Raw genomic sequence first — 25582 nt, 5'->3', positions numbered from 1 at the left:
TGAACGGGGGGTCAGTGATGGGAAACGGGCATGATGAAGCACGCAGGCCGCGCAGGTCATTGTCGCGTCGCGGCTGGGTGAACCTGGCCGGAGCCGCGGCGGTAGTGGTGCTATGTGTGGCGTTTACGGCCTGGGCGGTCGTGTCCCGGCCGGGGCAGAGCTCGGTGCTGGCTGTGGCGACGCCGTTGGCGGCTGGGCAGGTGATCGGCCAGGACGACCTGGACCAGGTCGAGATGAACGCCGAGGACGCCGCCGGGCTGGGTCTGGTTCCCGTCGAGCGAGCAGGGGAGGTCGTCGGGCAGGTGGCCGCAGTGCCGTTGCGGGAGGGGACACTGCTGAGTGCGGCGATGGTCGGCCAGCCGCAGGTTCCCCGTGCCGGGTACGTGGAGGTGACCGTTGCGCTGGCCGACGGGCGCTGGCCGAGCCGAGTCCAGTCCGGCCAGTCGGTTTCGCTGATCGCCGAATCGGCGTCGTCCGCCGAGGGCGCCTGGTCGGCGCGGGCGACCGTCCTGGAGGTTGACCGGCCCGAGTCGGGCGGCGCGCTGGTCACCGTGGAGCTGCCGACTGACAGCGCCGCCGGACTGGCGTTGGCCGAGTCCGCGACGTTGTTCATGGTCGCCATCGCGCCGGACAGGGCGAGTACCTCGGACGAGGAGACCGGCACCGCCGCCGGTCCCGAAGCGGCCGGGGGTGGGGACTGATGCTGGCCGTGGTCGCACGACTGGCCGGCGCGCCGGGTGTCACCTTGACCTGTCTGGGCCTGGCCGCCGCATGGCCGGGTGAGGACCGGCCGACGGTAGTCGAACTGGACCCTCTCGGCGGTGATGTCGCCGCGCGTTGGCGCGTGCGAGCAGAACCGGGCCTGTCCGATGTGGCTGCCGTGATCGCCTCCGAGCCGCAGGCCGGTCCCGAGGCGCTTGCCGAGGGGGTCCAGCGCCTACTGGTAGCCGGGACGCAGGTGCCGGTGGTGTGCTCGGCTGCTGGAGGTGCGGCGGCGCGGCGCGCGCTGGAGTTCTTCTCGCTGCCCGGTTCCAAGGTCTTGTCCCCGCCGGAGGGGACCGTGATCGCTGATGTCGGCAGGCTCGATCTTGATTCGCCGTGCTGGCCGGTGACCGCGAGCGCTGACGCCGTCGTGATCGTGGTCGAGGGGACTCTGGCGAGCATCGCGCACCTGCGCGCCCGGCAGGGGCTGCTGGAGGACCTGGCAGGGCTCGGCCCGCGCATCGGCATCGTCGTCGTCGAGCGCGAGTACACGGCCGATGAGGTGAACGAGGTCTTCCTCGCGGCCGGGTTCGAGCCGCGGGTGATCGGTGCGGCCGGTCCGCTGGACGTCGTCGGGCCCGAGATCGGGGTCGGTCGCCGCGCAAGGCGGGCCTGGAGTGTTTGGCGGGCGGTAGCGGTGTCGGTGCGCGACTTCGCAGCCGAGGGACCGCTCGCGTTGACTGCCGCACCGCACGGAGTTGAAACAGAGGAGGAACGGCCATGACGTTGCTCAACCAGACCGGTGCAGTGGATGCCGAGGTCGAGTCGGCGGTCGTCGCCGATGTCGTCGCTGCGGCCCGGCAGATCCTGGCCGGTGAGACCGAATCGGGCTCGGGGGACTTCGGGAGCCTGTTCGAGCACGCAGCCGATGAAGGCATCGTCGCGGTCAACCGGAGGCGGCTCGCCGCAGGGGATGCGGCGATCCCGCTCGATCAGGCGGCACGGTTGCGTTCGGTGGCCGTGGCCCGATTGCGTGGCCTGGGCGGGTTGGCGGTACTGCTGGCCGACGAGACGGTCGAGGACATCAACTGCAACGGCTGCGACAACGTATGGGTCACCCGCGCCGGCGGCACTCGTGAACAGGTCGGCCCGGTCGCCGATTCGGATGAGGAGCTGATCGCCGCCGTCCAGGCCCTGGCCTCCGGGGCAGGCTTGTCGGACACCGAGCGGCGCTTCGACCGGGCCGCTCCCGCACTCGACCTGCAGCTGTCGGACGGCTCGCGGCTGCACGCGATCCGGGACGTCGCGCACCGCCCGAGCGTCTCCATCCGCCGCCACCGCCTGGTCGAGGCCAGCCTCGACCAGTTGCAGGCCGGCGGCATGTTCTCCTCCGAGATCAGCGACCTGCTCCGGGCGGCAGTGGCGGCAGGGTTCAACATGACCGTCTCCGGGCCGTTCGCCTCGGGCAAGACCACGCTCGTCGGGGCACTGACCGCGCTGTGCCCCTTCGAAGAGCGGATCGTGACCATCGAAGACGCCCGCGAACTGGGGTTGCACGAGGACTCCCGGCACGGCAACGTGGTCGCCTTGGAGGTGCGACCGCCGAACATCGAAGGCGAGGGCGGGGTTTCGGCTTGGGACCTGTTCCATGAGGCGCTGCGGATGCGCCCGGACCGGATCATCGTCGGCGAGGTCCGCGGCCCCGAGGCCGCCGTCATGCTGGATGCGATGTCGACCGGCACGGACGGATCGCTCTCGACCATCCACACTTCTACCTCCGAGGGAGTGTTCCGCAAGCTCAAGACCCATGCCCGAAAACCACCGGCAGGGCTCGACCCGGAAACGAGCGCCGACCTCATCGCCGGCTCGCTCGATCTGGTCATCCAGCTCGGCCTGCGCGGCGACCGCCGCTGGGTCACCTCGATCCGTGAAGTACGCGGCGCTGACGGGGCAATGGTGCTCTCCAACGAGCTGTACGCCCCCACCGGTCCTGACAGGACAGCCCAGCGGGACGCGCCGATCAGTGCCGAGCGGGCCGAGCGACTGGCCGAGCACGGCTGGGCCCCGCCCGGCCAGGCTGCGGGGCGGTGGTGACGGTGGAGCAACTCCTGTTCATAGCGGCCCTACTCGGCGCCGCTGCCGGTGGCGCTGTCTGGTGGAGCATCGCCACCCTTGCCAGTCGAAGCGACCGAGTCGACCGGGCGGCCCCTGTCGGGTCCGGCCCGGCTATCCCCTCCCGCACCTCATGGCGGGGCCGGTGGGCGCGCATCGCCGCGGTGGCGGCGGCGGGGGCCGGGACGTGGGCGGTCACCGGGTGGCCGGCCGCCGCCGCCGGGACTGCCGCCCTGGCCTGGTGGTGGCCGGTCCTGTTCGGAGGCGAGCGCGCGCACAAGACCGAACTCGCGCGTATCGACGCCATCGCCGCCTGGGCCGAATCGCTGCGGGACGTCATCACCGCCGCCGCCGGGCTGGAGCAGGCCGTCCAACGCACCGCCGCCAACCCACCACCGGCCATTGAGGTCGAAGTCCAGGCCCTGGCAGCACAGGTCAGGTCCGGACGGCGCCTGGAGGAAGCGCTGACCGACTTCACCTCGCGCGTCGATGACGAGACCGCGGATCTGGTCGTCATGGCACTCATCGGCGCGCAGACCCAGGCCGGCAACCTCGCGCCCGTCCTCGACGACCTGGCCCGCACCGCCCGGGCCGAGGCGGCCATGCGCATGCGAGTCCACACCATTCGCGCCCGCACCCGCACCGCCACGCGCGTTATCACCGCGGCGACGGTCTTCATGCTCGCGCTCCTGCTGCTCGTCTCCGGCGACTACCTCACCCCCTACGGCTCGCTGACCGGGCAGATGGTCCTGGCCTGCGCGCTCGCGATGTTCGGGTTCGGACTGTGGTGGCTGCACCGCCTCGCCGCCCCAACACCCGCGCCGAGCTTCCTGCACAACGAAACCACGGAGGCGATGTCATGAACCCATTGCTAGCAGGAGTGTTCGGGGCCGGAGCCGGTGTCGGCCTCTGGGCCGTGCTGCGCCTCCTCGTCCCGGCAAAGCCCGACCTGGCCCGCTCATTGGCCCAGATCACCGCCGCGCCGCAACCACCAGACGGAAACACCGAGACCGCTGAGCCAGACCGACTGACCGCGTGGACCGTCCGACTGGGCCTGCCCCGGGCCGCGATCCGGGCCGACCTGGCCGCTCTCGACCGCGCCACCGGCGACTACCTGCGCAACCTGATGCGAATTGTGGCTATCGCCGCCGCGGCACCGATCGCGCTCGCACTCGGCTTGGCGGCCTCCGGGACCAGCCTCAACCTACTTGTCGTCGCGGCCGCGAGCATCGGTCTCGCCCTTATCGCGGTCGTCGCCGTCGAGGCCGAGATCCATGCCAAAGCCGAGCAAGCCCGCACCGAGGCCCGCCGCGCACTGGCCGTAGTCCTGTCGCTGTGCGCGATGGCCCTCTCCGGCGGCGCCGGAATCGAATCGGCCCTACGCAGCGCCGCAGCCAGCGGCCACGGCCCGGCATTCGCGCGCATCCAGTCCGCACTCGACCGCGCCGTCCTCCTCGGCACCACCCCATGGCAAGCCCTGGCCGACCTCGGCGACCGCCTCAGCGTCGACGCCTACACCCAACTCGCCTCAACCACCGCCCTCGCCGGCACCGAGGGCGCACGCATCCGATCCAGCCTCACCGACCGCGCCACCGCCCTCCGCGCCGCGCGCCTGGCCGACATTGAAACCGAGGCACTGGCCGCGACCGAACGGATGAGCCTGCCGATCGTCGCCATGGCCACGGCCTTCGTCATCATCGTCGGCTTTCCCGCGCTCGAACGCATCATGACCGGACTGTGAACCGAAAAACCGAACCACCAGGGAGCTCAAGAGGAGTGAGACGACGTGAACACACAGTTGTTGTATCTGATCATCCAGGCCGAGCTCCGCCGTGCCTTGCGGCGGGCCAGGGCCGAGCGCGACCGGGGTGACGCGGCCGAGAAGGTCATCACGATCGGTGCGATGGTGCTGCTGGCGATCGCGGCCATGGCCATCATCTACGACAAGGTGATCGCCAAAGCCAACGGCATCAGCTTCTAGGACCGGCCATGCTCACCCAGACTCAGAGCAGCCGCCCGAGCCGCGGTAGCGAGGCGCGGGATCGAGGCTCAGCCAGCGTCGAGGCCGTCATCGCGACTCCGATGCTGCTGCTCCTGGTCCTCGCGATCATCCAGGCCGGACTGCTCGTTCACGCCCACCACATCGCCCAGGCCGCCGCCCACACCGCGCTCGACGCCGCCCGCGCCGAACTCGCCGACGGCGGCACCGGCACCACCGCCGCCGAAGCCTCATTGCAACGCAACGCCTCCAGGGCGCTCGAGGACACGGGCGTGTCGGTTTGGCGTGGGCCCGAGACGGTCACCGTGACCATCACCGGCCAGACCGTGCGGATCGTGCCGCTGTTTGACCTGCCGGTCGAGGTGACCGTCACCGGCGCGGTCGAGCACATCGAACCGTTTGAACAGGACCAATGACATGCCACCGGTCGCAGAGGCACCCGGTCGGGCACAGGCGCGCGATCGCGGCTCGGCCCCGATCGAGATCGTCTTGCTCGCCCCGGTCCTGGTCCTGATGATCATGCTCGCCGTCGTCGGCGGCCGGGCCGCCTCTGTCCAGATCGAGGCCGACGCCGCCGCAGCGGCAGCGGCCCGCGCCGCCAGCCTGCAACGCGACAGTGCCACCGCCGCATCCGAGGCCGAACGGACCGCCCTGGCGAGCCTGTCGCGCCGCTGTGGGTCACCGCAGGTCGACATCGACGCCGATCTGACCCCCGGCGGCACCGTCACGGTTACGGTCACCTGCACGGTCGACACCACCGGCATGCCGTCGTTCGGGACACGCACCATCACCGCCACCGCGGCCTCACCGGTCGACGCCTGGCGGGCCGGGAGCTGGTCATGAACGACTCGACCCAGCCCAGGACGCCCTGCTTCCGTGATAGCGGGTATGCGACCGCGTTCGTCGTCGTCATCTCCGTCGCGCTCATGGCCGTGATCGGCCTGGCCGTCGACGGCGGCACCGCAGCCGCCGCACACGCCCGCGCCCAAGGCGCCGCTGCCGAGGCCGCCCGCGCCGGGGCCGACGAGATCGACCTCGACTTCTTCCGTTCCACCGGCATCGTCCGCCTCGACCCCGCCGCCGCCCGCACCGCCGCTGCCGACTGGCTCGACGGCACCGGCCACGAAGGGACCGCCTCGGCCACCGACGCCGAAGTGACCGTGACCGTCACCGCCTCCCAGCCCACCCAGATCCTCGGCATCGTCGGCGTCGGCGCCATCACCGTCACCGCCGAGGCCACCGCCAGCCCCCGCAGCCCCGACACCCTCACCCTGCCAAGCCTGCCTGCGAACACCGGAACTAGGGGGACAGGGCCATGACTCGGACCAGCGACTACCAGAACACACCGGCCGGGAACGGAGCAGGTGACCGGAGGGGCGTGGACCCGACCCCGGCCATGCGCGCCCGGACGGCGGCCGGGATCGCCATCGGCGCGATCAGCCTCACCGTCATCATCGGCGTACCGGCGTTGCTGTACTACTTCGTCGGCTCCCGCTGGCCCAGCCGCGCCCCGACCCTCGACGACTGGGAAAGCCTCCACCTGCGCAGTGAGACCGAGCTGTTCCTCGGCGCGGTCAGCCTGGCCGCCTGGATCGTCTGGGCCGCCTTCACCCTCGCCTGCTTCCACGCGGTCGTCGTGACCGCTATCGACACCGCCCGCTACGGCATCGACGCCCAGACCTGGAGAGACGCGGCCAACCCGTTGCGCTGGATGGCTGGGCTCCTAATCGGCGCGATTGTCGCCATCTGGCCCGCCACCGCGCACGCCGGAGCCGCCGACCCTGTCGAGCGCGTCACGCAGAGCCGCGCCCTAACCGGGGACGAACTCGCCCAGACCACCGTCGTGAGTGAAGCAAGCGAGCCCGCCCAGGAGCCGGCGACGGTGACTGCCTGGCGGACAGCGTCAGCCGACACCGCTACCGCGACCACCGCCGACACCGCGACTGAGGACGAAACACCGACCGAGCGCCGCCACACCGTCACGACCGGGCAGACACTCTGGACGATCGCCGCCGCATACTACGGCGACCCGCAGCGCTACCCAGTGATCTTCGAAGCCAACCAAGGCCGCGTCTTCCCAGACGGCCGCACCTTCACCAGGTCGGACCGCATCCACCCCGGCTGGGACCTGATCATCCCCGACCTCGCCGCGAACGACGAGACCGACCGCAGCGACACCGCCGCATCGACCACCGTCATCGTCGGCCCGTACACCACGCTGTGGTCGCTGGCGGTCAAATACCTCGGCGACGGCACCCGCTGGCCCGAGATCTTCGAGGCCAACCAGGGCCGCACGTTCGCCGACGGCCGCACCCTCACCGACCCCGACCTCATCATCGACGGCTGGGAACTCATCATCCCAGCCCCTGCAGCGCCCGACACCCAACCAGAGCACCCCGACGGCGACCAGGAACCGGCCCCACCAACCGACGACGGGGCGATCATCGACCCAGGCCACGACGATCCAACCCAGCCGACCGAACCGACCGAGCCCGAGACGCCGGAATCGAACCCGACCACCGAGGGCGCCGGACCGACTCCGGACAGGACCGAGCCCGAGGCGAGCACCTTGGACGCGGTCAGCTCCATACCCGTCGGCATCTGGCTGGGAACCGGCACGTTCCTGGCCGGGGCCACTGCCGCTCTCATACTGCGGCGAATCCGACGACACCGACGCTCAGCACCGGCGGCTCCGGCCAGCGGCGACGACGAACTGCTGACCGGGCGCCTGTCCGACCTCGAAACCCTCATCGACACCGAACCAGACCGCCATGCCACGCCCGAGCCCGAACTCGAGCCCCCAGGCCCATCTGCGCCAGTCGCCGCCGACCGTGAGGCGACGGCCGACCTGTTCGACCTCGCCGAGACCGGCCTCGGCCTGCTCGGCCCCGGACAGCGCGGCGCCGCCCGCGCCGCGATCATCGCCGCGCTTGAGGCCGACCTCGCTATCACCATCACCGGCGATACCTCCGACCAGCTCGGCCTCGACCAGGCCCGAATCCCCGCAGCCTCGGGCCTGACGGTCGCACCGGACGTGTTCGACGCCCTCGCCGCCCCGGCGCGAATCGATGATCCGACCTTGATCGTCGCCACCGGAAGCGATCTCGACGGAGTCGGCGCGAACGCCTTCGCCGAACAGCTGGCCGACACCGGCGCCGCCGCCATCGTCCTCACCGACTGGCCCCACGGCCCGACCTTCACCCTCGCCGCCAACGGCACCATCGAACACGCCAACGACGAGACGGCCGCACCCATCGAGCAGTTCTACATCGCCGACACCGGCACCCTGCACGCCGTCCTCGACACCTACCGCACCGCAGACGAACCCGACCAACCCACCACGCCCGCCGAAGACGAAGCATCGCCATCCGGCCTGGACGCCCCGGCCGTCGAGGCAACCCAGGACGCGGACCCAGAGCCCGACGAGCCCGAACCCGAGCACCCGGCAGAGGAGCACCCAGAAGACAGCCCGACTGCGGAGCGCACCGGCTCGCGGCTGCGGCTGTGCGTCTTCGGCGAAGTCGACATCTACGCAGACGGCGTCCCCCTGGTGCTGAAACAACGCGCCCGCGCCCAGACCCTCCTAGCAGTCCTAGCCTGCTCCGACGAACCTCGCACCATGACCGAGCTGATGGACATCGTCGTGCCCGACCGGCCGCTCAAGAACGCCCGCCGCTACGTCAACATCATCATCACCAACATCCGCCACGCCGTCCGCGACGCACTCGACGACCCGACGCTCGACCCCCTCCCGCACGACAAGAAAACCGAGACATTCAGGCTCGATGCCGACCTGATCGCAACCGACCGGGCCGAATTCGACGACGCCGAACAGGCCGCCGCCCTCGCCACCGACACGGCCGAACAAGCCGCCGCCCTCGAACGACTCGCTGCCCTCCACACCGGCGACCTCGCCCCCGACGTCGACGCGCTCGACGACCTCCGAGCCGACTACCGCAAGGCCACCGAACGGGCCTGCCGCAAACTCGCCGACTACTACAGTGAAATTGGCGACCCGGCCCGAGCAGCCAAGTACCGGACACTGGGGGCTAGCGCATGACATGTTTTCGCTGGACTTCCCGCTTGAATAGCTCGCGGCCTATCTCGGCGTGAGCCTGATAGTCCCCGGTTCATCACTGCGTAGGGATCTTTGAAAGGCTGGTCGTTACGTCTTGCGCGAGCAGCGCGGCCGGCGCCTAGCCAAAGGGACGACCACGGCGAGGGCACCGACCTCGGCGGACTCGCAGAGCCAGTCACGGTCGCCAGGCGGTGGTACGGGGGTCGCCGTGATGCGCGATGATGTCTCTTCACGCACCTGCTGCCGCGGGCTGTGCGCCGGCACCGGTTTGGATGGCGCGCATAGGCTTGCACTGGAGGCCCAGTTTCTGTCGTCGAGTGATCCTTGTTAGGAGCATTGTGAGCGCCCTCGGTAGTTTCATCTGGTCGATTGCCGACAAACTTCGGGGCCCTTACCGCCCCAACCAGTACGGCAACGTGATCCTCCCGCTCACGATCCTGCGACGCCTCGACTGCATCCTCGAGCCCGACCGTGAGACGGTACGCGCGCTGGCGGCGAAGTACGACAACCCCAACCGGCTCAAGATCGAGGTCAAGAAAGCGACCGGCAGGCCCTTCTACAACACCTCGCATTACTCCTTCGCGAACCTGCTGGCTGACGCCGATGGGCTGGCGGACAACCTCGCTGACTACATCGACCGGTTCTCGCCCGATGTCGACGTGTTTGAGTACTTCGACTTCAAGAAACAGATCCTCGCTCTGGAGAAAGCCGAGCTCCTGCGCGAGGTCATCACCTCGTTCAAGGCTGTCGACCTGCATCCGGACGTCGTCTCCAACGCCGACATGGGCGATGCGTTCGAGTACATCATCCGCAAGTTCAACGAGGCCGCGAACGAGACCTCTGGTGACCACTACACCCCCCGTGATGCGATCCGGCTGCTGGTCGATCTGCTGTTCGCTGACAAGGACGCCGACCTGACCGAGGCAGGCATCGTCCGCACGCTGTACGACCCCACCGCCGGCACCGGCGGCATGCTCACCGTGGCCGAAGAGCACCTGCTCGCGGGCAACCCCGACGCCAGGCTGAGCCTGTACGGCCAGGAGTACAACCCACAGTCGTACGCGATCTGCAAGTCCGACCTGCTGGCCAAGGGGCACGACGCGACCAACATCGCCTTCGGCAACACGCTGACTGAAGATGCGTTCAAGGACCGCAAGTTCGACTTCTGCATGTCCAACCCGCCCTACGGCGTTGACTGGAAGCAGTACGCCAAAGCGGTCAAGGCCGAGAGGGAACAGGCCGGCCCTTACGGTCGCTTCACGCCGGGCCTCCCCTCGACCTCGGATGGGCAGATGCTCTTTCTGCTCCACCTGGCACATAAGATGCGGGCGCCGGAGGACGGTGGCGGCCGAGCCGGGATCGTTATGAACGGCTCGCCACTGTTCAACGGTTCCGCCGAGTCCGGCCCCTCTAACATCCGCAAGTGGCTGCTGGAGAACGACCTGGTCAATGCCATCGTGGCGCTGCCGACCAGCATGTTCTTTAACACCCCTATTGCCACCTACATCTGGATTCTCGACAACACCAAACGTCCCGACCGCAAGGGCCTGGTGCAGCTCATCGACGGCACCTCGTTCTGGACCAAGATGCGCAAGAACCTCGGCTCCAAGGGCCGCGAGATCAGCGACGCTGACCGTGACAAGGTCGTCAAGCTCTACGCCGACTTCACCGACGCTGACCCCGACTACTCCAAAGTGCTGCGCAACGACGAGTTCGGCTACTGGACTATCACCGTCGAGCGCCCCCTCCTCGACGAGGACGGCAAGCCGGTCGTGGACCGCAAGAGCAAGCCCAAGCCGGACACGAAGAAGAGAGATACCGAGAACGTCCCGTTCACCTACTGCGGCTCGACCTCCGGTGCGGCCGGCAAGAACGAAGTCATTCAGGCGTACTTCGACGCCGAGGTAAAGCCGCACGTGCCCGACGCCTGGATCGACTGGGCCAAGGTAAAGACCGGCTACGAAATCCCCTTCACCCGCCTCTTCTATAAGTACATCCCGCCCCGGCCCCTCGCCGAGATCGACGCCGACCTGGAGAAGCAGGTCGCCAAGATCCTCGAACTGTTGCGGGAGGTTGAGAAGTGAGTGCGACAGTCGCGTCTGAGCCCTGGACGACTACCCGACTTGGCTGGCTGTTCGAACAGGTCTCCGTTCGCGGCCGCGAAAACGAGACTGTTCTCAGCGTCTACCGTGACCACGGCGTGATCCCGAAGAATAGCCGCACTGACAATTTCAACCGGACTCCGGAGAACCTGAGCAACTACCAGCTCGTGCTGCCCGGTGACCTCGTCGTGAATCGGATGAAGGCCTGGCAGGGCTCGCTCGGAATCTCTGAGTACCAGGGCATCGTCAGCCCCGACTACGAAGTACTTCGGCCGACTGTTGGAGAGTATGACCGCCACTTCCTGCACCGGCTGCTGCGCTCGCGCGTCCTGATCGACCAGTACGCCCTCCGTTCCACGGGCATCCGCCCTTCACAGTGGCGCCTGTACTGGGACGAGATGAAGACGATCGAGATATCCCTGCCCACAGCCGCGCAGCAGCGCGCCATCGCCGAGTACCTCGATCGCGAGACCACCCACACTGACATGCTTATCGAGGAACAGCTGCGCCTGGTCGAGATGCTCCGTGAGCGTCGGGCTGCGGTGGTTGACGCTGCTCTTGCTCCATCAAGTTCGTGGACGCGTACGACGCTGAAGCACATGCTTTCTAGGGTCGATCAGGGTGTTAGCCCACAGGCAGAGGCAGGGCTTGCGGACGAGCCCGGAGCTTGGGGAGTGTTGAAGACGGGATGCGTCAATCGCGGGGTTTTTCGCCCGGAGGAGCACAAGCGCCTTCCGAGTGACTTCGGTTTCGATCCTGCGATTGCAGTGGAGGTGGGCGATGTCATTGTATCCCGAGCGAGTGGGTCACCGGATCTCGTCGGATCGGCAGCGATCGTCGAGCATCTCAACTATCAGCTGATTCTCTCTGACAAGTTGTTCCGTCTGCGCCCGAAGCGTCTAGTGGACCCCAGGTTCTTGGCGTGGATCCTCAACTCGGGCCAGTATCAGGTCCAGGTGCGCCGCGCCATCAGCGGGGCTGAGGGGCTCGCAAACAACCTCCCACTTTCCAAACTGCGTGCATTCGAGATGCACCATCCGCCGTTGGAGGAGCAGCGCCACATCGCCGCATACATTGACGAGCAGACTGCCAAGATTGACGCGCTCATAACTGAGACTGAGAAGTTCATCGAACTCGCCCGCGAGCGGCGGTCGGTGTTGATCGCGGCGGCCGTGACGGGGCAGATAGACGTTCGAGAGGCGGTGTAATGGCCGATCACCACGAGGTAGTTCTCGAATCCGAGATCTGCGAGTATCTGGCTGCCCACGGGTGGCTGTACTCGGTTGACGACACCGGCTATGACCGGGAACGGGCGTTGTTTCCCGAGGACCTGTTCGCGTGGCTGGAAGAGACCCAGCAGGCGGCGTACGCGAAGGCATTGAGGGCGGCGGGGTCGGAGGCGAAGTTCCTGGATGTGCTGGCTACGGCGCTCGACAAGCCTCTCGAACATGGTGGCGGGACGTTGAACATTCTGCGTAACGGGGTGCAGTACATCGGCGGTGGCCGGTTGAAGATGGCGCAGTTCCGCCCCGAGACCAGCCTGAACGCGACCACGAATGCCCAGTATGCGGCGATGCGAGTGCGGGTGATGCGACAGGTGCACTTCTCCACCGCCGACCAGCGCAGCATCGACCTGGTCTTCTTCGTCAACGGCCTCCCGGTAGCGACTGTGGAGTTGAAGACCGACTTCACCCAGTCGCTTGATACGGCGATCGGCCAGTACCGCAAGGACCGGCACCCGATGACCAACGGGCGGCCAGAGCCGCTGCTGTCGTTCGGGCACCGGGCGCTGGTGCATTTCGCGGTCTCCAACGACCTGGCCGCGATGACCACCCGGCTCGAGGGCGAGAAGACGCAGTTCCTGCCGTTCAACACCGGCCACGACGGTGGCGCGGGGAACCCGCCCGGTACTGATGGGCGGTCGGCGACGGCGTACCTGTGGGAGCGGGTGTGGGAGAAGGACGCCTGGCTGGGCATCATCGGCCGGCTGATGATCGTGGAGACCAAGGAGGAGTGGGACGTCGCGACCGGGACGTCGGTGCGGCGTACCAGCATGCTCTTCCCGCGGTTCCACCAGTGGGAGGCGGTGACGAACCTCGTAGCCACGGTGCGCGAGGAAGGGGTGGGGCAGCGCTACCTGATCGAACACTCAGCAGGGTCGGGAAAGACGAACACCATCGCCTGGACGGCGCACCGGCTGGCGCGGCTGCACGTGAACGACGAGAAAGTCTTCGACTCGGTGATCGTGGTCGTGGATCGCACCGTGCTCGACGGGCAGCTGCAGGAGGCGATCCGCCAGATCGACGGGTCAGGGAAGATCGTGGCCACGATCAGTCCCGAAGACGTCCGCAGGGCAGGGGCGAAGTCGAAGTCTGGGCTGCTGGCGACCGCGTTGCAGAACGGGGAGCTGATCATCGCGGTGACGGTGCAGACCTTCCCGTTCGCGCTCGACGAGATCCGGGCCAACCAGGGCCTGAAGGGCAAGCGGTTCGCCGTCATCGCCGACGAGGCGCACTCCTCACAGTCCGGCCAGATCTCCTCCAAACTCAAGGCCGTGCTGACCGCCGAGGAAGTCGAGGCGATCGAGGAGGGCGGTGATGTCGACGTCGAGGCAGTCTTGGCCTCGGAGATGACCGAGCGGGCCGAATCGGAGAATATCTCCTACTTCGCGTTCACCGCGACACCGAAGAACAAGACCCTGGAGCTGTTCGGCCGCAAGGGCCCTGACGGCAAGCCGGTCGAGTTCCACCTCTACTCGATGCGGCAGGCGATCGAGGAGGGCTACATCCTCGACGTGCTCAGGGGCTACCAGTCCTACGACACCGCGCTGAAGATCGCCGGCCGGGCCACCAGCGGCGACGGCGACCAGGTGGTCGAGGAGGCCACGGCGAGGAAAGGGCTGATGCGGTGGGTGCAGCTGCACCCGACCAACATCAGCCAGAAAGTACAGATCATCGTCGAGCACTTCCACGCCAACGTCGCCCATCTACTTGAGGGCAAGGCGAAGGCGATGGTCGTGGCCGACTCGCGCAAGGCGGCGGTGAAGTACAAGAAAGCCATCGACGCCTACATCGCCAAACGCGCCGCCCAGGACTCCTCGTACAACTACCGCACCCTGGTCGCCTTCTCCGCCTCGGTGAACATGGACGAGGACGAGGAGTGGGCCACAGACTGGGGGCCCCAGCCGGCCAAGGACGACGAGTTCACCGAGGCCAACCTGAACCCCGGTGCCGGATCGGACCTGGCCGCCGCCTTCAAAGGCACGACGTACACGATCATGCTGGTCGCCAACAAATTCCAGACCGGGTTCGACCAGCCGCTGCTATCGGCCATGTACATCGACAAGAAGCTCTCCGGCGTCACTGCCGTGCAGACACTCCTGCGGCTCAACCGCACCCACCGCACCGCCGGCGGGGAGCACAAGCGCAAGACATTCGTCATCGACTTCCGAAACAAGCCCGACGACATCCAGGCCGCGTTCGAGCCGTACTTCACCAACGCCACCCTGGAGACCGAGACCGACCCCTACATCGTCGTCCACCTGGCCAACAAGCTCGCCCAGGCCGGGATCTACACCCCCGAACAAGTGCGCGACGTCGCCGAACTGTGGGTGACCCGCAAAGGCAACAACGCGCTCTCAGCCGCGATTAGCCCGGCCAAAACCGAGTTCGCCCGCCGCTACGCGGCAGCGATCGAAGCCGACGACACCGTCACGCTCAACACCCTCGACCTGTTCCGCAAGGACATCGCCACCTACGTCCGGCTCTACGACTTCATGAGCCAGATCATCGACTACGGCGACCCGTACATGGAGATGCTGTCGATCTTCCTGCGACTGCTGGAGAAGGTCATCGCAGAGACTTCGTGGGCCGCCGAGGTCGACCTCTCCGATGTTGCCCTCGTCGGCGTCAAGCACAGCAAGCGAGCCGCGGTCGACATCTCGCTGACCGGCGACGGCGAGCTGAAGGGGATCGGTGCCGCGGGCACCGGCGCCCGGAAGGAACCGAAGTACGTCGCGCTCCAAGTCGTCATCGACAAGATGAACGACCTCTTCGGCGCCGAGTCCTTCACCGAATCGCAGGTCCGGGAGTTTGTGCAGGGACTGGTGGAGCGGCTGCTGGCCTACCCGGACCTGATCAACCAGACCAAGGTGAACTCGAAGAAGCAGTTCATGGAATCGCAGGACTTCCAGGCAGCCGTTACCGAGGCGGTCGTCGATAACCAGGAGGCTCACAACACCATGGCCGACTACTTCTTCAGCGACGGACCCAGCATCAGTGCCGTCATCGCGGCGCTCGCCGACGCCTTCTATGAAGCCGCGATCGACCAGCAGACGGACGAGTGAACGGCCCGGGTCGGCCAGCGCTGCTGAACCCCCGCCGCGCTACCCAACCCAGCGGATAATTCATGGGATGGATCTGACTCACACAAGGTTGCCACAGAGCCTCCGTTGGTGAGATGACTCGATTGCCTGTATTCGCTTGCCTGGGCGGGAAAGTGGGTATCACGAGACTCGTAGCTGGGCAGTACAGTGGACCCATGCCCCCGAATCATGACGAGACTGAGGAGCTCGAGCTCCAACTTGATCCCGCTTCTCTCCAGCCCTGGGCTCGGTTCTCCGCGATCGGCCTCGGTGTTGTGCTTGCTGGTATCGGATGCTGGGCAGTGCTCGCTGAGTCCGGAAATCAGGCTGGCACGGTTGGTATTTTCTTGATGGGCATCGTTCTACTCGTCATGGGCCTTCAAGACACTCCGCTTACTGGCATAACCGCTGGAGGCGGGGCAAATTTCGTAACGCGGCGCCAATTCGCAGTTGCCAAGGATCTAGTTGAAGACAGGCTCGGCGAGGGCGAACCTGACGAAGCGCAAGCTGTGCTGGACACTGTGAGAGCACTCAACCCGCGCCTAGATTCGAGTCCGGCGTTCAAGGGACTGTACTACGAGGCGCTCGTTGCGACTGCATTTGACAGGATTGGTCGCCCAGTGCGACGCGAACACCCAGATATCGGACCAGACTTTGTACTTGTCGGTTCGCTTGGACAAGAGTTCGCGGTTGAACTCAAGGCAAGTGGTCGAACGTTTACGGCGGTGGACGTCATGCGTATCAGGGACAAGGTTCGGTCGATGTACCACTCTGACAAATACGCTGGCCTCCTTGTGGTTGTCGATCATACTCAGCGACCAGGGGCTCAAGAGGTGCTAAAGAGCAAGCTTGGCGGCTTTCCGGTTGAGATCGCAACGTGGCAAGGTGCTGACTGGGACCACGAACTTGCCAACGCAGTCGATCGATTGTTGTCGTCTAACGAGACCGCGTAGACGGCCAACCGCTTGTGCGGATGCCGAACGCAAGCACTCGATGTTCTCTGTCTACGTGGACCTTCCCGTCGAGATCGTTCTCGAAGATCCACGCCGTTCTGCTCGCGTGACCCGATGGCCGTGGTTTTGGGGAGCCGAATCTTCGCGCCGCCCGGTTCATCCGATCTCGTGAACGTTGAGGTCCCAGCCGCGAACGTCAGGGCGCCCAAGTGTCAGGCCCGTCGCGTAGCGTGGTAGGTCGAACGCAAGACTGGTTCGGCTAAGAGTCGACTATCACTGGCGTTCGATGCTTTTCGGGAAGGGGTTTGGGATGAAGAAGATCAGCCGCAGCGACCAGATCGGCGACGGTGGCATCGCCTTGATCCACCGGCTCGTCAATGAGATCGGGTTCATCTGGCACGAACGGCAAACCGATGCGGGCATCGATGGCGAGATCGAACTGCGAAACTCGGCTACCGGCGAAGTTGCCAACAGGTTCATCCTCGTTCAAAGCAAGGCGAAGAATCAGTCGTTCCCTGGCGAATCCGACATTTCATTCTATTTCATCTGCGATGCTGCTGACATCGACTACTGGATGCAAGCACAAGACCCGGTCCTGCTGATCTGCTCGCATCCGAATACGGGCGAGGCATGGTGGATGCACCTCCAGCCCTGGTTCGCCGATCCGGAGCGGCGCAGGAGCCGCAAAGTAATCTTCAACAAGCGCACGCAGAAACTCGAACCCAGAGCCGAAGCGCGTCTGCTTGATCTTGCCGACCCTCACGGATACGCGCACGTCCCCGTGCCGCAGCAACTTCCCGAAACCCTCGTCAGTAATCTAGTGCCGGTCACTCTTCCCGAGACGATCTACCACGCCAAGACCGATGTGCAGGACCGGCCCGAGCTTCTGCGCCGGCTCCACAGCCCCGGCGAGAGGTACAAGCCACGTGGTGACTTCATCATCCGTGGTCACCGCCTCTACGCGTGGCGCCCTTTCGAAGAGTCAGCACTGCAACCACACGTGAAGGGCCCAGTAGATCAACTCGACCCAAGGGAATGGGTCGGTTCAGCGGAAGCAGACAAGCAGCGATGGCTCGTCGAACTACTCAATTACGCCCTCCGATCCGACCTGGCCAAGGATTGCAGATGGCATCCGGGCCGGAAGATCGTGTACTGGCGGCCGACAACCGATCTCAAACCCAGGAAGATCCGGAGCGCGACCGGATACGCCCGGCAGGTGTTCAGGCCAATGATGAAAAAAGCCGAACCCGACCAAGTCAGTTATTACTGGCATGCCGGACTCGGCTGGCAGTTCCTGGACATTGAGGGAACATGGCACTGTGCTCTGATCCCCACCGTCCACTACACACGCAACGGGTTCGCAGACTCACTGTTCATCGCCGAGTACCTCACCGGTATCAAGCAACGAGAGAAGAACCTTGCTGTCCGCGGGCAGACACAGATGTGGGCACAGATCCTCAGTGACACCAGCAACGTGTTCGAAGTCCGCGACCCAATCCTTCGATATGGGCCGCTCGTGGCATTCCATGCCGACCAGGGAATCGACGATGAGGGATGGAAGCCGGAAGTCTCTGACTCTAGCCCAGGGACCGCCAGTTCGGGGAACAGGAAGCCAAGCGGCACCAAGGCCGAGCCTGGCGATGCGAACCAACCGCCGCTCTTCAAGGCGGCCTGATGCAACTCACAATCCTCGAGGAACCAAGTCTCGAATTCAGCAGCGGCGGACGACACATCGACCCGCGCCACGGCCTCCGAGACTACGGACCCGCAGACCTCTCCAATCCGGCCTTGCGGAACCTCCGAGTCGGCATAATAGGAACCCGGGCGGCCATCGACGGGCTGAAGGGATGGCTCGAGCGATGCCGTGAACCGATCGAGGCCAAGAACAGCAGACTGGGCCGCCTATTCGTCCCGTTCCCCGGCTTCAATCCGGAGGAAAGCTTCCGCTCGCACCTCATCTGGGACCCCAGGCTCGAGCGCGAACTCCGAAACCGCGACCTCGAGCGACTCAAGGATCTCTCCGCACACGATGCGACCATGGCAGCCGTCGACCTCTATGTGCGCGAGCTCGGTGTTCTCGATGAGGAGCCACTGTGCGACGTGGTCATCGTTGCCCGCCCCGATGAACTCAGTGAGCGAGGCAACCTCGGTCCAGATCCCGATAAGCCCTGGAAGCGGGCCGCTGCTCCCGACCGTGCTGAGGATTTCAGAGCCGTACTCAAGGCCCGCGGGGCATGTACATCCCGCAGGCAATTTCATTCCGCGTGGTCGAAGCCGAATCTAGTCCCACCCAGCTCGCAGCGGAACTGCTCGCCCTCACAAAGATGAACTGGAACCAAACTCAACTCGACGGGCGGCGCCCGATCACCCTAAGCACCGCAGACCAAGTCAGCAACATCCTCCGACACCTCAACTCGAAAACCCAACCCCAGGGCCGATACGCCTACTACATGTAAGCGCGCGCTCCCAGTGTCGGCACCGAAGCGCATACTCGGCCGATGAGCAGGAAGCAACGGCGGCAGTCACGCCGGGAGTCAGGACGGCCACCATGGACGATCGACTCGGTCTACGGCGGAGGACCTGGGCAGACCCACATTCCCTTGTATTCGACGCGCCTGGTCGGCCCGAACGGGCAGGCGATGTCGATCGGGCGGATGCAGCGCGAGGGTGAGGTTGACTGCCAGATTGATACGGTCGCGATCGCCTCGCGATTCGATTTCGCTCACTGCCCGCTGTGCCTTGCAGTCGTGCCGGGAACCGATGAACACGTCCCGCCTGAGAACATCGGCGGGACGGTCATGACCCGCACCTGCGACGACTGCAACAACAAAGCCGGAGGGCGCACCGAGCCCGAACTCGAGCATTGGTGGAACGACACCCTCGTCCGGGCCCGGCTGGAGTCGACGTTGGGCCCCGTGCGCGGTCCCCGTGTGGCCGGGAACCTCTACCGGCGTCAGACCAGCGACGGGGAACCGGTGTTCGCCCTCGCTGGCAAGCACGATTCGGCAGTACGCGACATCCTTGACCATGGCGGCGATATCACCTTGACCTTTGGGCTGCCCGATCGCGCGCGGGTGTTCGCCGCGGCGCTTAAGAGCGCCTACCTGGGAGCTTGCCTGCTGGCGCGTCGGGTGCCGTTCACAAGGGAAGCCGAAGCGGTCCGGGCGGCGCTGCGAGCCGCACGCGACACCCAAAAGTCCGAGCCGCTTTCGTTGCGGGGAATCGACTTCGACTGGTGGATAGCCCGCCGTCCCGGCTCGATCGAGGCCGGGCGGATCGGGCTGGAGCGGGTGCGGGTGGCAGGGGAGGAGCCCCAGTACGCGGTCTCGCTCGGTGGGGCGCTGCTGGTGTCGTGGCCGGTCGGGGGATACCTGGTCGGCAGCGATCGGGCGAGTGACCGCATCTTGTGGATCGACAGCATGGGGGCGAACAGCCGCTGAGTTGCGGGTGATCGAGGCACGGCAGCACCAGGACACGAACATGCAAGCGGCGTTGTTCTTCCTGTTCGAGGGCAAGGTTGAACAGGCGAAGCTGCGTGCCTGGGGCGACGTGCGGCCTCAGACCGATCGACTGTTCTGAGCGCGCGGAGCCTGACGAGAGCGCGCTGATGCCTGGCCCTGCCCGAAATCGGGCGGGGCCATCCTGCGTTTGGGAGGACAGCGAGACATCAGGGCAGCGTGCTCTGTATGGTCGAGTCATGTCTGTGCATTTCACTCATCCGTCTGTCCCATTGCTCCACGAGAAACTCAACCGGGAGGCCAGCCACCGGCTTGCCCTGGTCCTGTTCACGCAAGGGAACGGTTACGGTTTCGGGGTCATGGAGGGACGCACCGGCATCTGTCTCGCATGGGACGGGATGTACTTTGATAAGGAGATGCCATCCACGCTGGCGCTCGATGAGCTGGACTGGAACGAGTGGGATGATATGAGCTCCAAGCTCGTGTTCAACGCGCAGTGTGACTGGCTCGCCGGTCCGCTCGGATTCTGGCTCATGCCGTCCTACAGCGTCGCGAAGGAAGCCGCAGACCTGTTCAGCAGGTGGGCCGATGATGCCAAGGGAGATGAGAGCCACCGCGCAGAATCGACGTTGCGGTGCTACCTCCCAGTGACTGATGAGGCTGCATACGAGGCACACCTTGCCGCGGCGGAGGAACGAAAGGGCCGCTTTCGCGCACAGTAGAGGAGCCGACCAAAGATACATTGATCGAGCCCTCGGCCTCGGGGGCGTTGAATATCGCCCTGGCCGAAGCAGCGCGTGTCCCCAACCTGGCGGGACTCTCGGGGACCGCCGTCATTCGTAAATTGGCGACCTGAGGGCTGCTTGGCTCCGAGGGCGTTGGTTTCCAGGCCGGTTGTCGGGGGGAGTCCCATGTCTGTCCACATAGACACCGTTTCGGTTTCCACCTGGAACCAGCCTCGAAATCTTGCCATCGGTCGCCGTTGGTGGCACATGGTCGCCGATTACCTGCTTGACTACCCTGACTACCCAAACGCCCCCGGTTCGATCGTGTGATCGGAACCGGGGGCGTTTTCCCAGGTAGTGGGGTTGAGCGGGCGGCGAGAATCGAACTCGCGTCATTGGTTTGGAAGACCAACGCTCTTTGGTCCTGAGCTTCCGAGGATTCCGGCCCTCATGCCGGTGTCAGGCGTCCCATGCCGCGGGCGGTTCTACTACATAGCTCGTAGTTTCGGGCGAAGCGAGCGTAAACCCAGAGGAAACGGTCGCGGACCCGCTGTAGTCCGGCGAAATCCGGGTCCTGCTCATGGAGCAGGGTGTGGAGTGCTTGTCGTACCCCACCGCGAGGAACTGTGGAACGTCTCGTGTGAGCTCGAGCGCTGCCGCTGCGGTCGCCTGGGCTGTTTGAAGCTGTTACTCGGTCCAGGTGCGGCCGTCAGGCGCTGGCTTGGTGGACGTGCATAGTGATGGGGTAGTGGTCGGAGTAGCCGTCGGTGTTGACCGGTTTGCCCATGCCGCCGAAGGGTACCGGTGCCGGGTATTTGCCGGGAGCGACCAGGCCGGCCGGTTCGCGGACGATGCGGACGCTGCCCGGCTCGGCTCTTAGGGGTGAGTCCTGGCCGATCATGTTCTTGCCGGCCAGGAACTGGTCGAGCACGTTGGCGTAGTTGTTGAAGTAGAACGTCCCGGCCGGAATCTGGTCGCCGTTCTCGTCGGCGCCGTCGTGGCCGCCAGCCAGGGGCCAGGTGAGGTTCCACAGTCGGGGCGCGGTGGTGGCGGCCAGGACCTTGGTCCTCTGGCGGGTCGAAAGCGCATGCTGGGTCAGCGACCGGTCGTGGGGCTCGTCATTGAAATCGCCCATCGCCAGCACGGGGGTGTCAGGGCCGTGGACCTCGAGGACTCGTTGGTGGAAGTAGGCGAGGGTCTCTGCGGCGACGGCCCGGTACGGGGCCGACTCGAACTGGCCGCCGGACCTGGACGGCCAGTGGTTGCCGAAGACCGCCCAGGTCAGACCGTCAGCGGTGTCGAAGTTGACCTGGAGGAGTTCGCGGGTGCCGGTGCGGCGCATAACCACGTGCTGGAAGATCTGCCCCTCGGTCACGGTGAACAGGGCCGGGTCGTAGAGGAAGGCGATGTCGATGCCGCGCCGGTCGACCGTGTCGGCATGCGCGAGACGGTAGTCGCGGCCAGGCAGGAGGTCGTTGATCGCTTCGGCCAGGGCGGTGAGGACGAACTCGTTCTCGACCTCGCACACCCCCAACAGGTCCGGGCCGGCCCCCTCGTGCATCTGTGCGATCACCGTAGCGAGTTGGGCGATCTTGCGGTCCCGCAGCTCGGGAGTCCAGCCCTGGATCGACTTGCCGAGGGCGCGCTTGAGCTTGTCGCTGCGCCGGGGCGAGTCTTCCTCGTCGAACAGGTTCTCCACGTTCCACCACGCGAGACGATAAGTCGACCCCATGCCAGCGAGCCCCTCCGGTCGGCGACAGGGCCCACAAGCGGACCGGGCCCTGGCCTGACGATACTGAGTTATGCCGTTGCCCGGGGCTCGCCGCGCGGGGCCCGACCACTGGCAACGGCTTCACATTCGGTACTGGCAAGACTGGTCCCCCTGAGCTGGCTGAGCGTGGAGGTACTGCATGCTTATGCGAACCCATCACCGCAGGTAGATGCCTCGCTGGATCGCCTCGCTGAGCCTGCCGAGCCCTGGATCTTGGGCTCGGGCCCCTCATGGGAGCCGCGTCTCGACTGCGATCCTGTCCTCGAGGATGCACCTCCAGTGCCGCCGCGCCCGCTCAATCGGCGGCTCACTCTGGAACAGCGCGAGGCGATCGTGATCGCCTACAGCGAGGGTGTGGAGCAGAAGGTCCTCGCGGTCCAGTATGACATCAGCGACCGCAGTGTCAAGCGGCTGATCGCGCGCAAGTCAGGAGTACCGCTTCGAACCAGGCCGGCCTGAGTCGGGCTCAGCTGGTCTGCATCCAGTGCCACAACGGAGGCGGGCCAGGATCAGACATCCTCATGCTTCGTGACGTGCTGGTATACCCCGATCGGCATGATCACCGCACCTCGTCCGCCGTGCCGTTCGTACCCGCAAAGCACCCTGGAAACCGGGATCGGGAACAGGCAAGCGGATGATCGGGAACCGAGCACCAGCGGGCAGTATTGACACCGATGAGACGTCATCGGTTCGGACCAGCGGTGAGCATCCGGAGCAGGCTGGTTCGGAACGCCTCCTGTGCGGCGGAGGCAGACATGCGGCCCGCGTTCTCCTCCGCTCCGGCTGCGTGGGCGAGTGCGATCGTGGCCGTGGCCAGCCAGTCGGCGGATGAACCGGCGTCGAATTCCCCGTTGAGCTGCCCGCGCTCGATCACGTTCCTGATCCGGTCGTGGAGCTCAGTATGCCTCTCATGGTCATCTTCCGAAGAGATCGATATCGAGCTGATCTTCGCCAGTAGGACCGAATACCGATGGGCCACTTGGACTGCGGCGTCGAGCACGCGGACGAGGGCGTCGGCGGCGGATCCCGCGTCGTCATCGGCGGCGTCCATGGCGGCGACGGTCTCCTCGGCGAGCCGGTCGGTGACGGCCAACAGCAGTCGATCCCGCGTAGCGAAGTGGGCGTAGACGGTCTGGCGGGTCAGGCCCGCAGCGCTCGCGACCGTCCCGAGGCCCGCGTCGGGATCGACGTTGAGTACTCGGACGGCGGCGTCCAGGATCGCTGCCCTGCTCCGGTGAGCGTCGGCACGTCGGTTGGATCCTGCGGCAGCATTCATTTCTTACACCTTGACAAAGTTGATGGCGTCGACATATCTTACACATTGTAAGAGATGATGGATGCGCCTTACCGAGGGAGCCCGATGAGCACGCTCGACACCACCGACCCGACGAAGTTCATGGTCGACTACCTCACCTCCTTCAATGAGGAGATACTGCGTAGCGACGAGGACGCCGGCCAGATCGTCGACCACTACTACGCCAACGACATCAGCCTGATGGCTGACGGGCAGCGCATGGGCCGCGACGACCTGATCGCGCACGTCCGGCCGATCCGAAAGAATCGAGCTACCAGCCGCGTCGAGGTCCACGAGGCCGTGGTGGACGGCGATCGGATCGCTGCCCGCTACACGCTCTACGTCTCGGTTCGGGGCCGGGATCTCGTCATCGAGGTCCACTTCTTCGGGCGATTCACACCGGATGGACGGATGTTCGAGGGGCACATGCTCACACGCAATGTGGACACCGATGCCGATGAGTTCGCCTCAGGGCAGGCGGCGAACGAGTCGGAGGCGTCATGATCGAGCATCGTTATGGAGTCGCAGGCATGACCTGCGGGCACTGCGCGTCGTTCGTAACCGAGGAGATCGAACGGATCGAAGGGGTCACTGCCGTAAACGTGGACCTGACAAACGACAAGGTCATAGTCACCAGCGACAGGGAGCTGGCCCTCGCGGACGTGCGCGCCGCGGTCGACGAAGCGGGCTATGAGCTGACCGGACAGGAGCATTAGGTTCCATGGAGACGAGGATCGGCTTCAGCGCGCACGAGCAGACATCAAGGCAATCGAACCCGCCGCGGGCATTGAGCTGAGCGCAAACAGTAGCCGCGAAGCAAGATCGCCTGTGACCGGCAGTGCCGGTCACAGGCGATCACAAGCGGTCACATGGGCCCCGTGAGGGGACCGGTGGTGTGGACCTTGCGGGAATCGAACCTGTGGCTCTTGTCAGAAAGCCGCTGCGGCACGGTGGTCTCGAATCTGCGGCACTATTCTTCGTATGAGGCTGCCTCCTGTGACCGGCGCCTTCCTGGACGCCTGCACCCAGCCGCGCAGTGTCTCAGAGTTCAATTCCAGGTCAGCGGCGATCTCTTTATACGGCGCACCCGGATGCTCCAGGTACACCGCGACCGCGTCGGCTTTGAACTCATCGGAGTATTTCTTTGGCACCTTGATCTCTCCTCGAAACCGAGCCTACCGACCCAGCGATCAGGGTGTCCCCATGAAGGGGGGAGGCTCCGATCTCGTCGAGCGCGACTTCACCGCCGAGGGCCCTGACCGGCTCCGGTGCGCTCCGGTGTCACGGGCCCTTGACGCACGGTTGCATCTCGAGGCAGTCGTTGCGATCCTCGCCGAGGCCGAAGCCTCGGCGCAACTCTATCGCGAGGTGCTCGACGGCTACGTCCTCCCGTTGCGATCCTCGCCGGAGCCGAAGCTCCGGCGCCACCACTGTTCGGCCTTACGGTCCTGAGGCAGCGGGCAGTTGTGATCCTCGCCCGGGCAGAAGCCCGGGCGCCACGAGCAGGCCGTCGACGTTAAGGCCCTGGTCGCGCTGGTTGCGATCCTCGCCGGGACCGAAGCCCCGGCGACACGTGGCGGCAGTGTAGACGATCCACGCCTTGCCGCCGTTGCGAACCTTGCCGAGGCCAAAGCCTCGGCGCGACATCAGCCGAGCGTCGCGAACTCGTACTCATCGTCGTTGCAATCCTCGCCGGAGCCGAAGCTCCGGCGCCACAGCCCGATGACGCCGACTACGACCCGCTCGGCCCGTTGCGATCCTCGCCGAAGCCGAAGCTCCGGCACCACCCACCACCATACGGCGCTGAAGTCCGTCGCCTCGGGGTTGCGATTCTCGCCGGGACTGAAACTCCAGCGCCACTGGAGGATCGGGGCGATCTTCTTGGCCTCAACACCGTTACGATCCTCGCCGGAACCGAAGCTCCGGCGCCACCTCATGACAGGCAAGACCGAGCACACGCTGAAGCGGTTGCGATCCTTGCCGGAGCCGAAGCTCCGGCACCACGGGCCTCAAGGAGGGCGGCGA

General features: G+C 65.8%; 26 protein-coding genes. 21 read left to right on the top strand and 5 right to left on the bottom strand.

The genetic code is table 11. From position 1 onward, the window contains the following. Positions 1 to 173: 173 nt before the first annotated feature. The 15 genes from L0U85_RS03685 to L0U85_RS03615 all read left to right on the top strand — a co-directional run bounded on the left by L0U85_RS03685 (position 174) and on the right by L0U85_RS03615 (position 17984). Positions 174 to 701 (top strand): SAF domain-containing protein, encoded by a 528-nt coding sequence (locus L0U85_RS03685; protein ID WP_241376404.1) that lies wholly within the window; start codon positions 174 to 176, stop codon positions 699 to 701. Next, complete coding sequence (locus L0U85_RS03680; RefSeq protein WP_241376403.1) at positions 701 to 1486, top strand: hypothetical protein; 786 nt, start codon at positions 701 to 703, stop codon at positions 1484 to 1486. The genes L0U85_RS03685 and L0U85_RS03680 overlap by 1 nt, the downstream gene beginning before the upstream one ends. Next, positions 1483 to 2796 (top strand): ATPase, T2SS/T4P/T4SS family, encoded by a 1314-nt coding sequence (locus tag L0U85_RS03675; RefSeq protein WP_241376402.1) that lies wholly within the window; start codon positions 1483 to 1485, stop codon positions 2794 to 2796. The genes L0U85_RS03680 and L0U85_RS03675 overlap by 4 nt, the downstream gene beginning before the upstream one ends. Before the next feature lie 2 nt (positions 2797 to 2798). Then, positions 2799 to 3677 carry a type II secretion system F family protein gene (locus tag L0U85_RS21075; protein ID WP_241376401.1) on the top strand — a complete coding sequence of 293 codons (879 nt, stop codon included), beginning with the start codon at positions 2799 to 2801 and terminating at the stop codon, positions 3675 to 3677. Beyond that, a complete protein-coding gene (locus L0U85_RS03665; RefSeq protein ID WP_241376400.1) occupies positions 3674 to 4555 on the top strand; it encodes a type II secretion system F family protein in 882 nt (293 codons plus the stop codon). Before L0U85_RS21075 ends, L0U85_RS03665 begins: the two co-directional genes overlap by 4 nt. Before the next feature lie 45 nt (positions 4556 to 4600). Continuing rightward, complete coding sequence (locus L0U85_RS03660) at positions 4601 to 4795, top strand: hypothetical protein (RefSeq protein WP_241376399.1); 195 nt, start codon at positions 4601 to 4603, stop codon at positions 4793 to 4795. 8 nt (positions 4796 to 4803) lie between these two features. Continuing rightward, positions 4804 to 5229, top strand: a complete 426-nt coding sequence (locus L0U85_RS03655) for a TadE family protein (RefSeq protein WP_241376398.1) — start codon at positions 4804 to 4806, stop codon at positions 5227 to 5229. A gap of 1 nt (position 5230) precedes the next feature. Next, a complete protein-coding gene (locus tag L0U85_RS03650; RefSeq protein WP_241376397.1) occupies positions 5231 to 5656 on the top strand; it encodes a TadE/TadG family type IV pilus assembly protein in 426 nt (141 codons plus the stop codon). Next, the gene (locus L0U85_RS20430) at positions 5653 to 6132 is read left to right on the top strand and encodes a pilus assembly protein TadG-related protein (RefSeq protein WP_277605348.1); all 480 of its coding nucleotides are present in this window, start codon (positions 5653 to 5655) and stop codon (positions 6130 to 6132) included. The genes L0U85_RS03650 and L0U85_RS20430 overlap by 4 nt, the downstream gene beginning before the upstream one ends. Then, positions 6129 to 8873, top strand: coding sequence for a LysM peptidoglycan-binding domain-containing protein (locus L0U85_RS03640; protein WP_241376396.1), 2745 nt, complete (start codon positions 6129 to 6131; stop codon positions 8871 to 8873). Before L0U85_RS20430 ends, L0U85_RS03640 begins: the two co-directional genes overlap by 4 nt. A 356-nt stretch (positions 8874 to 9229) precedes the next feature. After that, complete coding sequence (locus L0U85_RS03635) at positions 9230 to 10975, top strand: class I SAM-dependent DNA methyltransferase (protein ID WP_241376395.1); 1746 nt, start codon at positions 9230 to 9232, stop codon at positions 10973 to 10975. Next, on the top strand, positions 10972 to 12201 hold the full coding sequence (locus L0U85_RS03630; RefSeq protein ID WP_241376394.1) for a hypothetical protein: 1230 nt from the start codon (positions 10972 to 10974) through the stop codon (positions 12199 to 12201). The genes L0U85_RS03635 and L0U85_RS03630 overlap by 4 nt, the downstream gene beginning before the upstream one ends. Then, positions 12201 to 15338 carry a DEAD/DEAH box helicase family protein gene (locus L0U85_RS03625; protein ID WP_241376393.1) on the top strand — a complete coding sequence of 1046 codons (3138 nt, stop codon included), beginning with the start codon at positions 12201 to 12203 and terminating at the stop codon, positions 15336 to 15338. The genes L0U85_RS03630 and L0U85_RS03625 overlap by 1 nt, the downstream gene beginning before the upstream one ends. A 194-nt stretch (positions 15339 to 15532) precedes the next feature. Next, a complete protein-coding gene (locus L0U85_RS03620; RefSeq protein ID WP_241376392.1) occupies positions 15533 to 16309 on the top strand; it encodes a hypothetical protein in 777 nt (258 codons plus the stop codon). 310 nt (positions 16310 to 16619) lie between these two features. Continuing rightward, positions 16620 to 17984, top strand: a complete 1365-nt coding sequence (locus L0U85_RS03615) for a DUF4365 domain-containing protein (protein WP_241376391.1) — start codon at positions 16620 to 16622, stop codon at positions 17982 to 17984. Between the two features lie 227 nt (positions 17985 to 18211). On the opposite strand, the gene L0U85_RS03610 is transcribed toward L0U85_RS03615, so the two are convergent. Continuing rightward, entirely contained in the window at positions 18212 to 18568 is a 357-nt protein-coding gene (locus tag L0U85_RS03610) for a hypothetical protein (RefSeq protein WP_241376390.1), read from the bottom strand. Between the two features lie 341 nt (positions 18569 to 18909). On the opposite strand from L0U85_RS03610, the gene L0U85_RS03605 reads away from it, so the two are divergent. The 3 genes from L0U85_RS03605 to L0U85_RS03595 all read left to right on the top strand — a co-directional run bounded on the left by L0U85_RS03605 (position 18910) and on the right by L0U85_RS03595 (position 20489). Further along, positions 18910 to 19749 (top strand): HNH endonuclease, encoded by an 840-nt coding sequence (locus L0U85_RS03605; RefSeq protein WP_241376389.1) that lies wholly within the window; start codon positions 18910 to 18912, stop codon positions 19747 to 19749. A 1-nt stretch (position 19750) separates the two neighbouring features. Next, positions 19751 to 19888, top strand: coding sequence for a hypothetical protein (locus L0U85_RS03600; protein WP_241376388.1), 138 nt, complete (start codon positions 19751 to 19753; stop codon positions 19886 to 19888). 118 nt (positions 19889 to 20006) lie between these two features. Continuing rightward, complete coding sequence (locus L0U85_RS03595) at positions 20007 to 20489, top strand: hypothetical protein (RefSeq protein ID WP_241376387.1); 483 nt, start codon at positions 20007 to 20009, stop codon at positions 20487 to 20489. 712 nt (positions 20490 to 21201) lie between these two features. On the opposite strand, the gene L0U85_RS03590 is transcribed toward L0U85_RS03595, so the two are convergent. Continuing rightward, positions 21202 to 22224: an endonuclease/exonuclease/phosphatase family protein gene (locus tag L0U85_RS03590; RefSeq protein WP_241376386.1), complete on the bottom strand. Its 1023-nt coding sequence runs from the start codon at positions 22222 to 22224 to the stop codon at positions 21202 to 21204. Positions 22225 to 22542: 318 nt separating this feature from the next. On the opposite strand from L0U85_RS03590, the gene L0U85_RS03585 reads away from it, so the two are divergent. Then, positions 22543 to 22722, top strand: coding sequence for a hypothetical protein (locus L0U85_RS03585; protein ID WP_241376385.1), 180 nt, complete (start codon positions 22543 to 22545; stop codon positions 22720 to 22722). Positions 22723 to 22945: 223 nt separating this feature from the next. On the opposite strand, the gene L0U85_RS03580 is transcribed toward L0U85_RS03585, so the two are convergent. After that, positions 22946 to 23539 (bottom strand): TetR/AcrR family transcriptional regulator, encoded by a 594-nt coding sequence (locus tag L0U85_RS03580; protein WP_241376384.1) that lies wholly within the window; start codon positions 23537 to 23539, stop codon positions 22946 to 22948. An 84-nt stretch (positions 23540 to 23623) separates the two neighbouring features. Here L0U85_RS03580 and L0U85_RS03575 point away from each other — a divergent pair, with 84 nt between their 5' ends. Beyond that, positions 23624 to 24061 carry a nuclear transport factor 2 family protein gene (locus tag L0U85_RS03575; RefSeq protein WP_241376383.1) on the top strand — a complete coding sequence of 146 codons (438 nt, stop codon included), beginning with the start codon at positions 23624 to 23626 and terminating at the stop codon, positions 24059 to 24061. Then, positions 24058 to 24273: a heavy metal-associated domain-containing protein gene (locus L0U85_RS03570; protein WP_241376382.1), complete on the top strand. Its 216-nt coding sequence runs from the start codon at positions 24058 to 24060 to the stop codon at positions 24271 to 24273. Before L0U85_RS03575 ends, L0U85_RS03570 begins: the two co-directional genes overlap by 4 nt. A gap of 213 nt (positions 24274 to 24486) precedes the next feature. On the opposite strand, the gene L0U85_RS03565 is transcribed toward L0U85_RS03570, so the two are convergent. Beyond that, positions 24487 to 24708: a transposase gene (locus tag L0U85_RS03565; RefSeq protein ID WP_241376380.1), complete on the bottom strand. Its 222-nt coding sequence runs from the start codon at positions 24706 to 24708 to the stop codon at positions 24487 to 24489. A gap of 495 nt (positions 24709 to 25203) precedes the next feature. After that, the gene (locus L0U85_RS03560; protein WP_241376378.1) at positions 25204 to 25494 is read right to left on the bottom strand and encodes a hypothetical protein; all 291 of its coding nucleotides are present in this window, start codon (positions 25492 to 25494) and stop codon (positions 25204 to 25206) included. Between the last annotated feature and the right edge of the window lie 88 nt (positions 25495 to 25582).

It is taken from the genome of Glycomyces sp. L485 (assembly GCF_022548875.1).
GTDB lineage: Bacteria > Actinomycetota > Actinomycetes > Mycobacteriales > Micromonosporaceae > Glycomyces.
Note: the sequence above shows the minus strand (reverse complement) of the source record. Positions and strands in the feature narration are given on the sequence as shown.

Bases quoted from the DNA above. Each gene is read 5' to 3' on its own strand.
- L0U85_RS03680 (WP_241376403.1), top strand. From the start codon at position 701: ATGCTGGCCGTGGTCGCACGACTGGCCGGCGCGCCGGGTGTCACCTTG.
- L0U85_RS03675 (WP_241376402.1), top strand. From the start codon at position 1,483: ATGACGTTGCTCAACCAGACCGGTGCAGTGGATGCCGAGGTCGAGTCG.
- L0U85_RS03665 (WP_241376400.1), top strand. From the start codon at position 3,674: ATGAACCCATTGCTAGCAGGAGTGTTCGGGGCCGGAGCCGGTGTCGGC.
- L0U85_RS03655 (WP_241376398.1), top strand. From the start codon at position 4,804: ATGCTCACCCAGACTCAGAGCAGCCGCCCGAGCCGCGGTAGCGAGGCG.
- L0U85_RS03650 (WP_241376397.1), top strand. From the start codon at position 5,231: ATGCCACCGGTCGCAGAGGCACCCGGTCGGGCACAGGCGCGCGATCGC.
- L0U85_RS20430 (WP_277605348.1), top strand. From the start codon at position 5,653: ATGAACGACTCGACCCAGCCCAGGACGCCCTGCTTCCGTGATAGCGGG.
- L0U85_RS03640 (WP_241376396.1), top strand. From the start codon at position 6,129: ATGACTCGGACCAGCGACTACCAGAACACACCGGCCGGGAACGGAGCA.
- L0U85_RS03625 (WP_241376393.1), top strand. From the start codon at position 12,201: ATGGCCGATCACCACGAGGTAGTTCTCGAATCCGAGATCTGCGAGTAT.
- L0U85_RS03620 (WP_241376392.1), top strand. From the start codon at position 15,533: ATGCCCCCGAATCATGACGAGACTGAGGAGCTCGAGCTCCAACTTGAT.
- L0U85_RS03615 (WP_241376391.1), top strand. From the start codon at position 16,620: ATGAAGAAGATCAGCCGCAGCGACCAGATCGGCGACGGTGGCATCGCC.
- L0U85_RS03610 (WP_241376390.1), bottom strand. From the start codon at position 18,568: ATGAAATTGCCTGCGGGATGTACATGCCCCGCGGGCCTTGAGTACGGC.
- L0U85_RS03595 (WP_241376387.1), top strand. From the start codon at position 20,007: ATGTCTGTGCATTTCACTCATCCGTCTGTCCCATTGCTCCACGAGAAA.
- L0U85_RS03590 (WP_241376386.1), bottom strand. From the start codon at position 22,224: ATGGGGTCGACTTATCGTCTCGCGTGGTGGAACGTGGAGAACCTGTTC.
- L0U85_RS03580 (WP_241376384.1), bottom strand. From the start codon at position 23,539: ATGAATGCTGCCGCAGGATCCAACCGACGTGCCGACGCTCACCGGAGC.
- L0U85_RS03575 (WP_241376383.1), top strand. From the start codon at position 23,624: ATGAGCACGCTCGACACCACCGACCCGACGAAGTTCATGGTCGACTAC.
- L0U85_RS03570 (WP_241376382.1), top strand. From the start codon at position 24,058: ATGATCGAGCATCGTTATGGAGTCGCAGGCATGACCTGCGGGCACTGC.
- L0U85_RS03560 (WP_241376378.1), bottom strand. From the start codon at position 25,494: ATGAGGTGGCGCCGGAGCTTCGGTTCCGGCGAGGATCGTAACGGTGTT.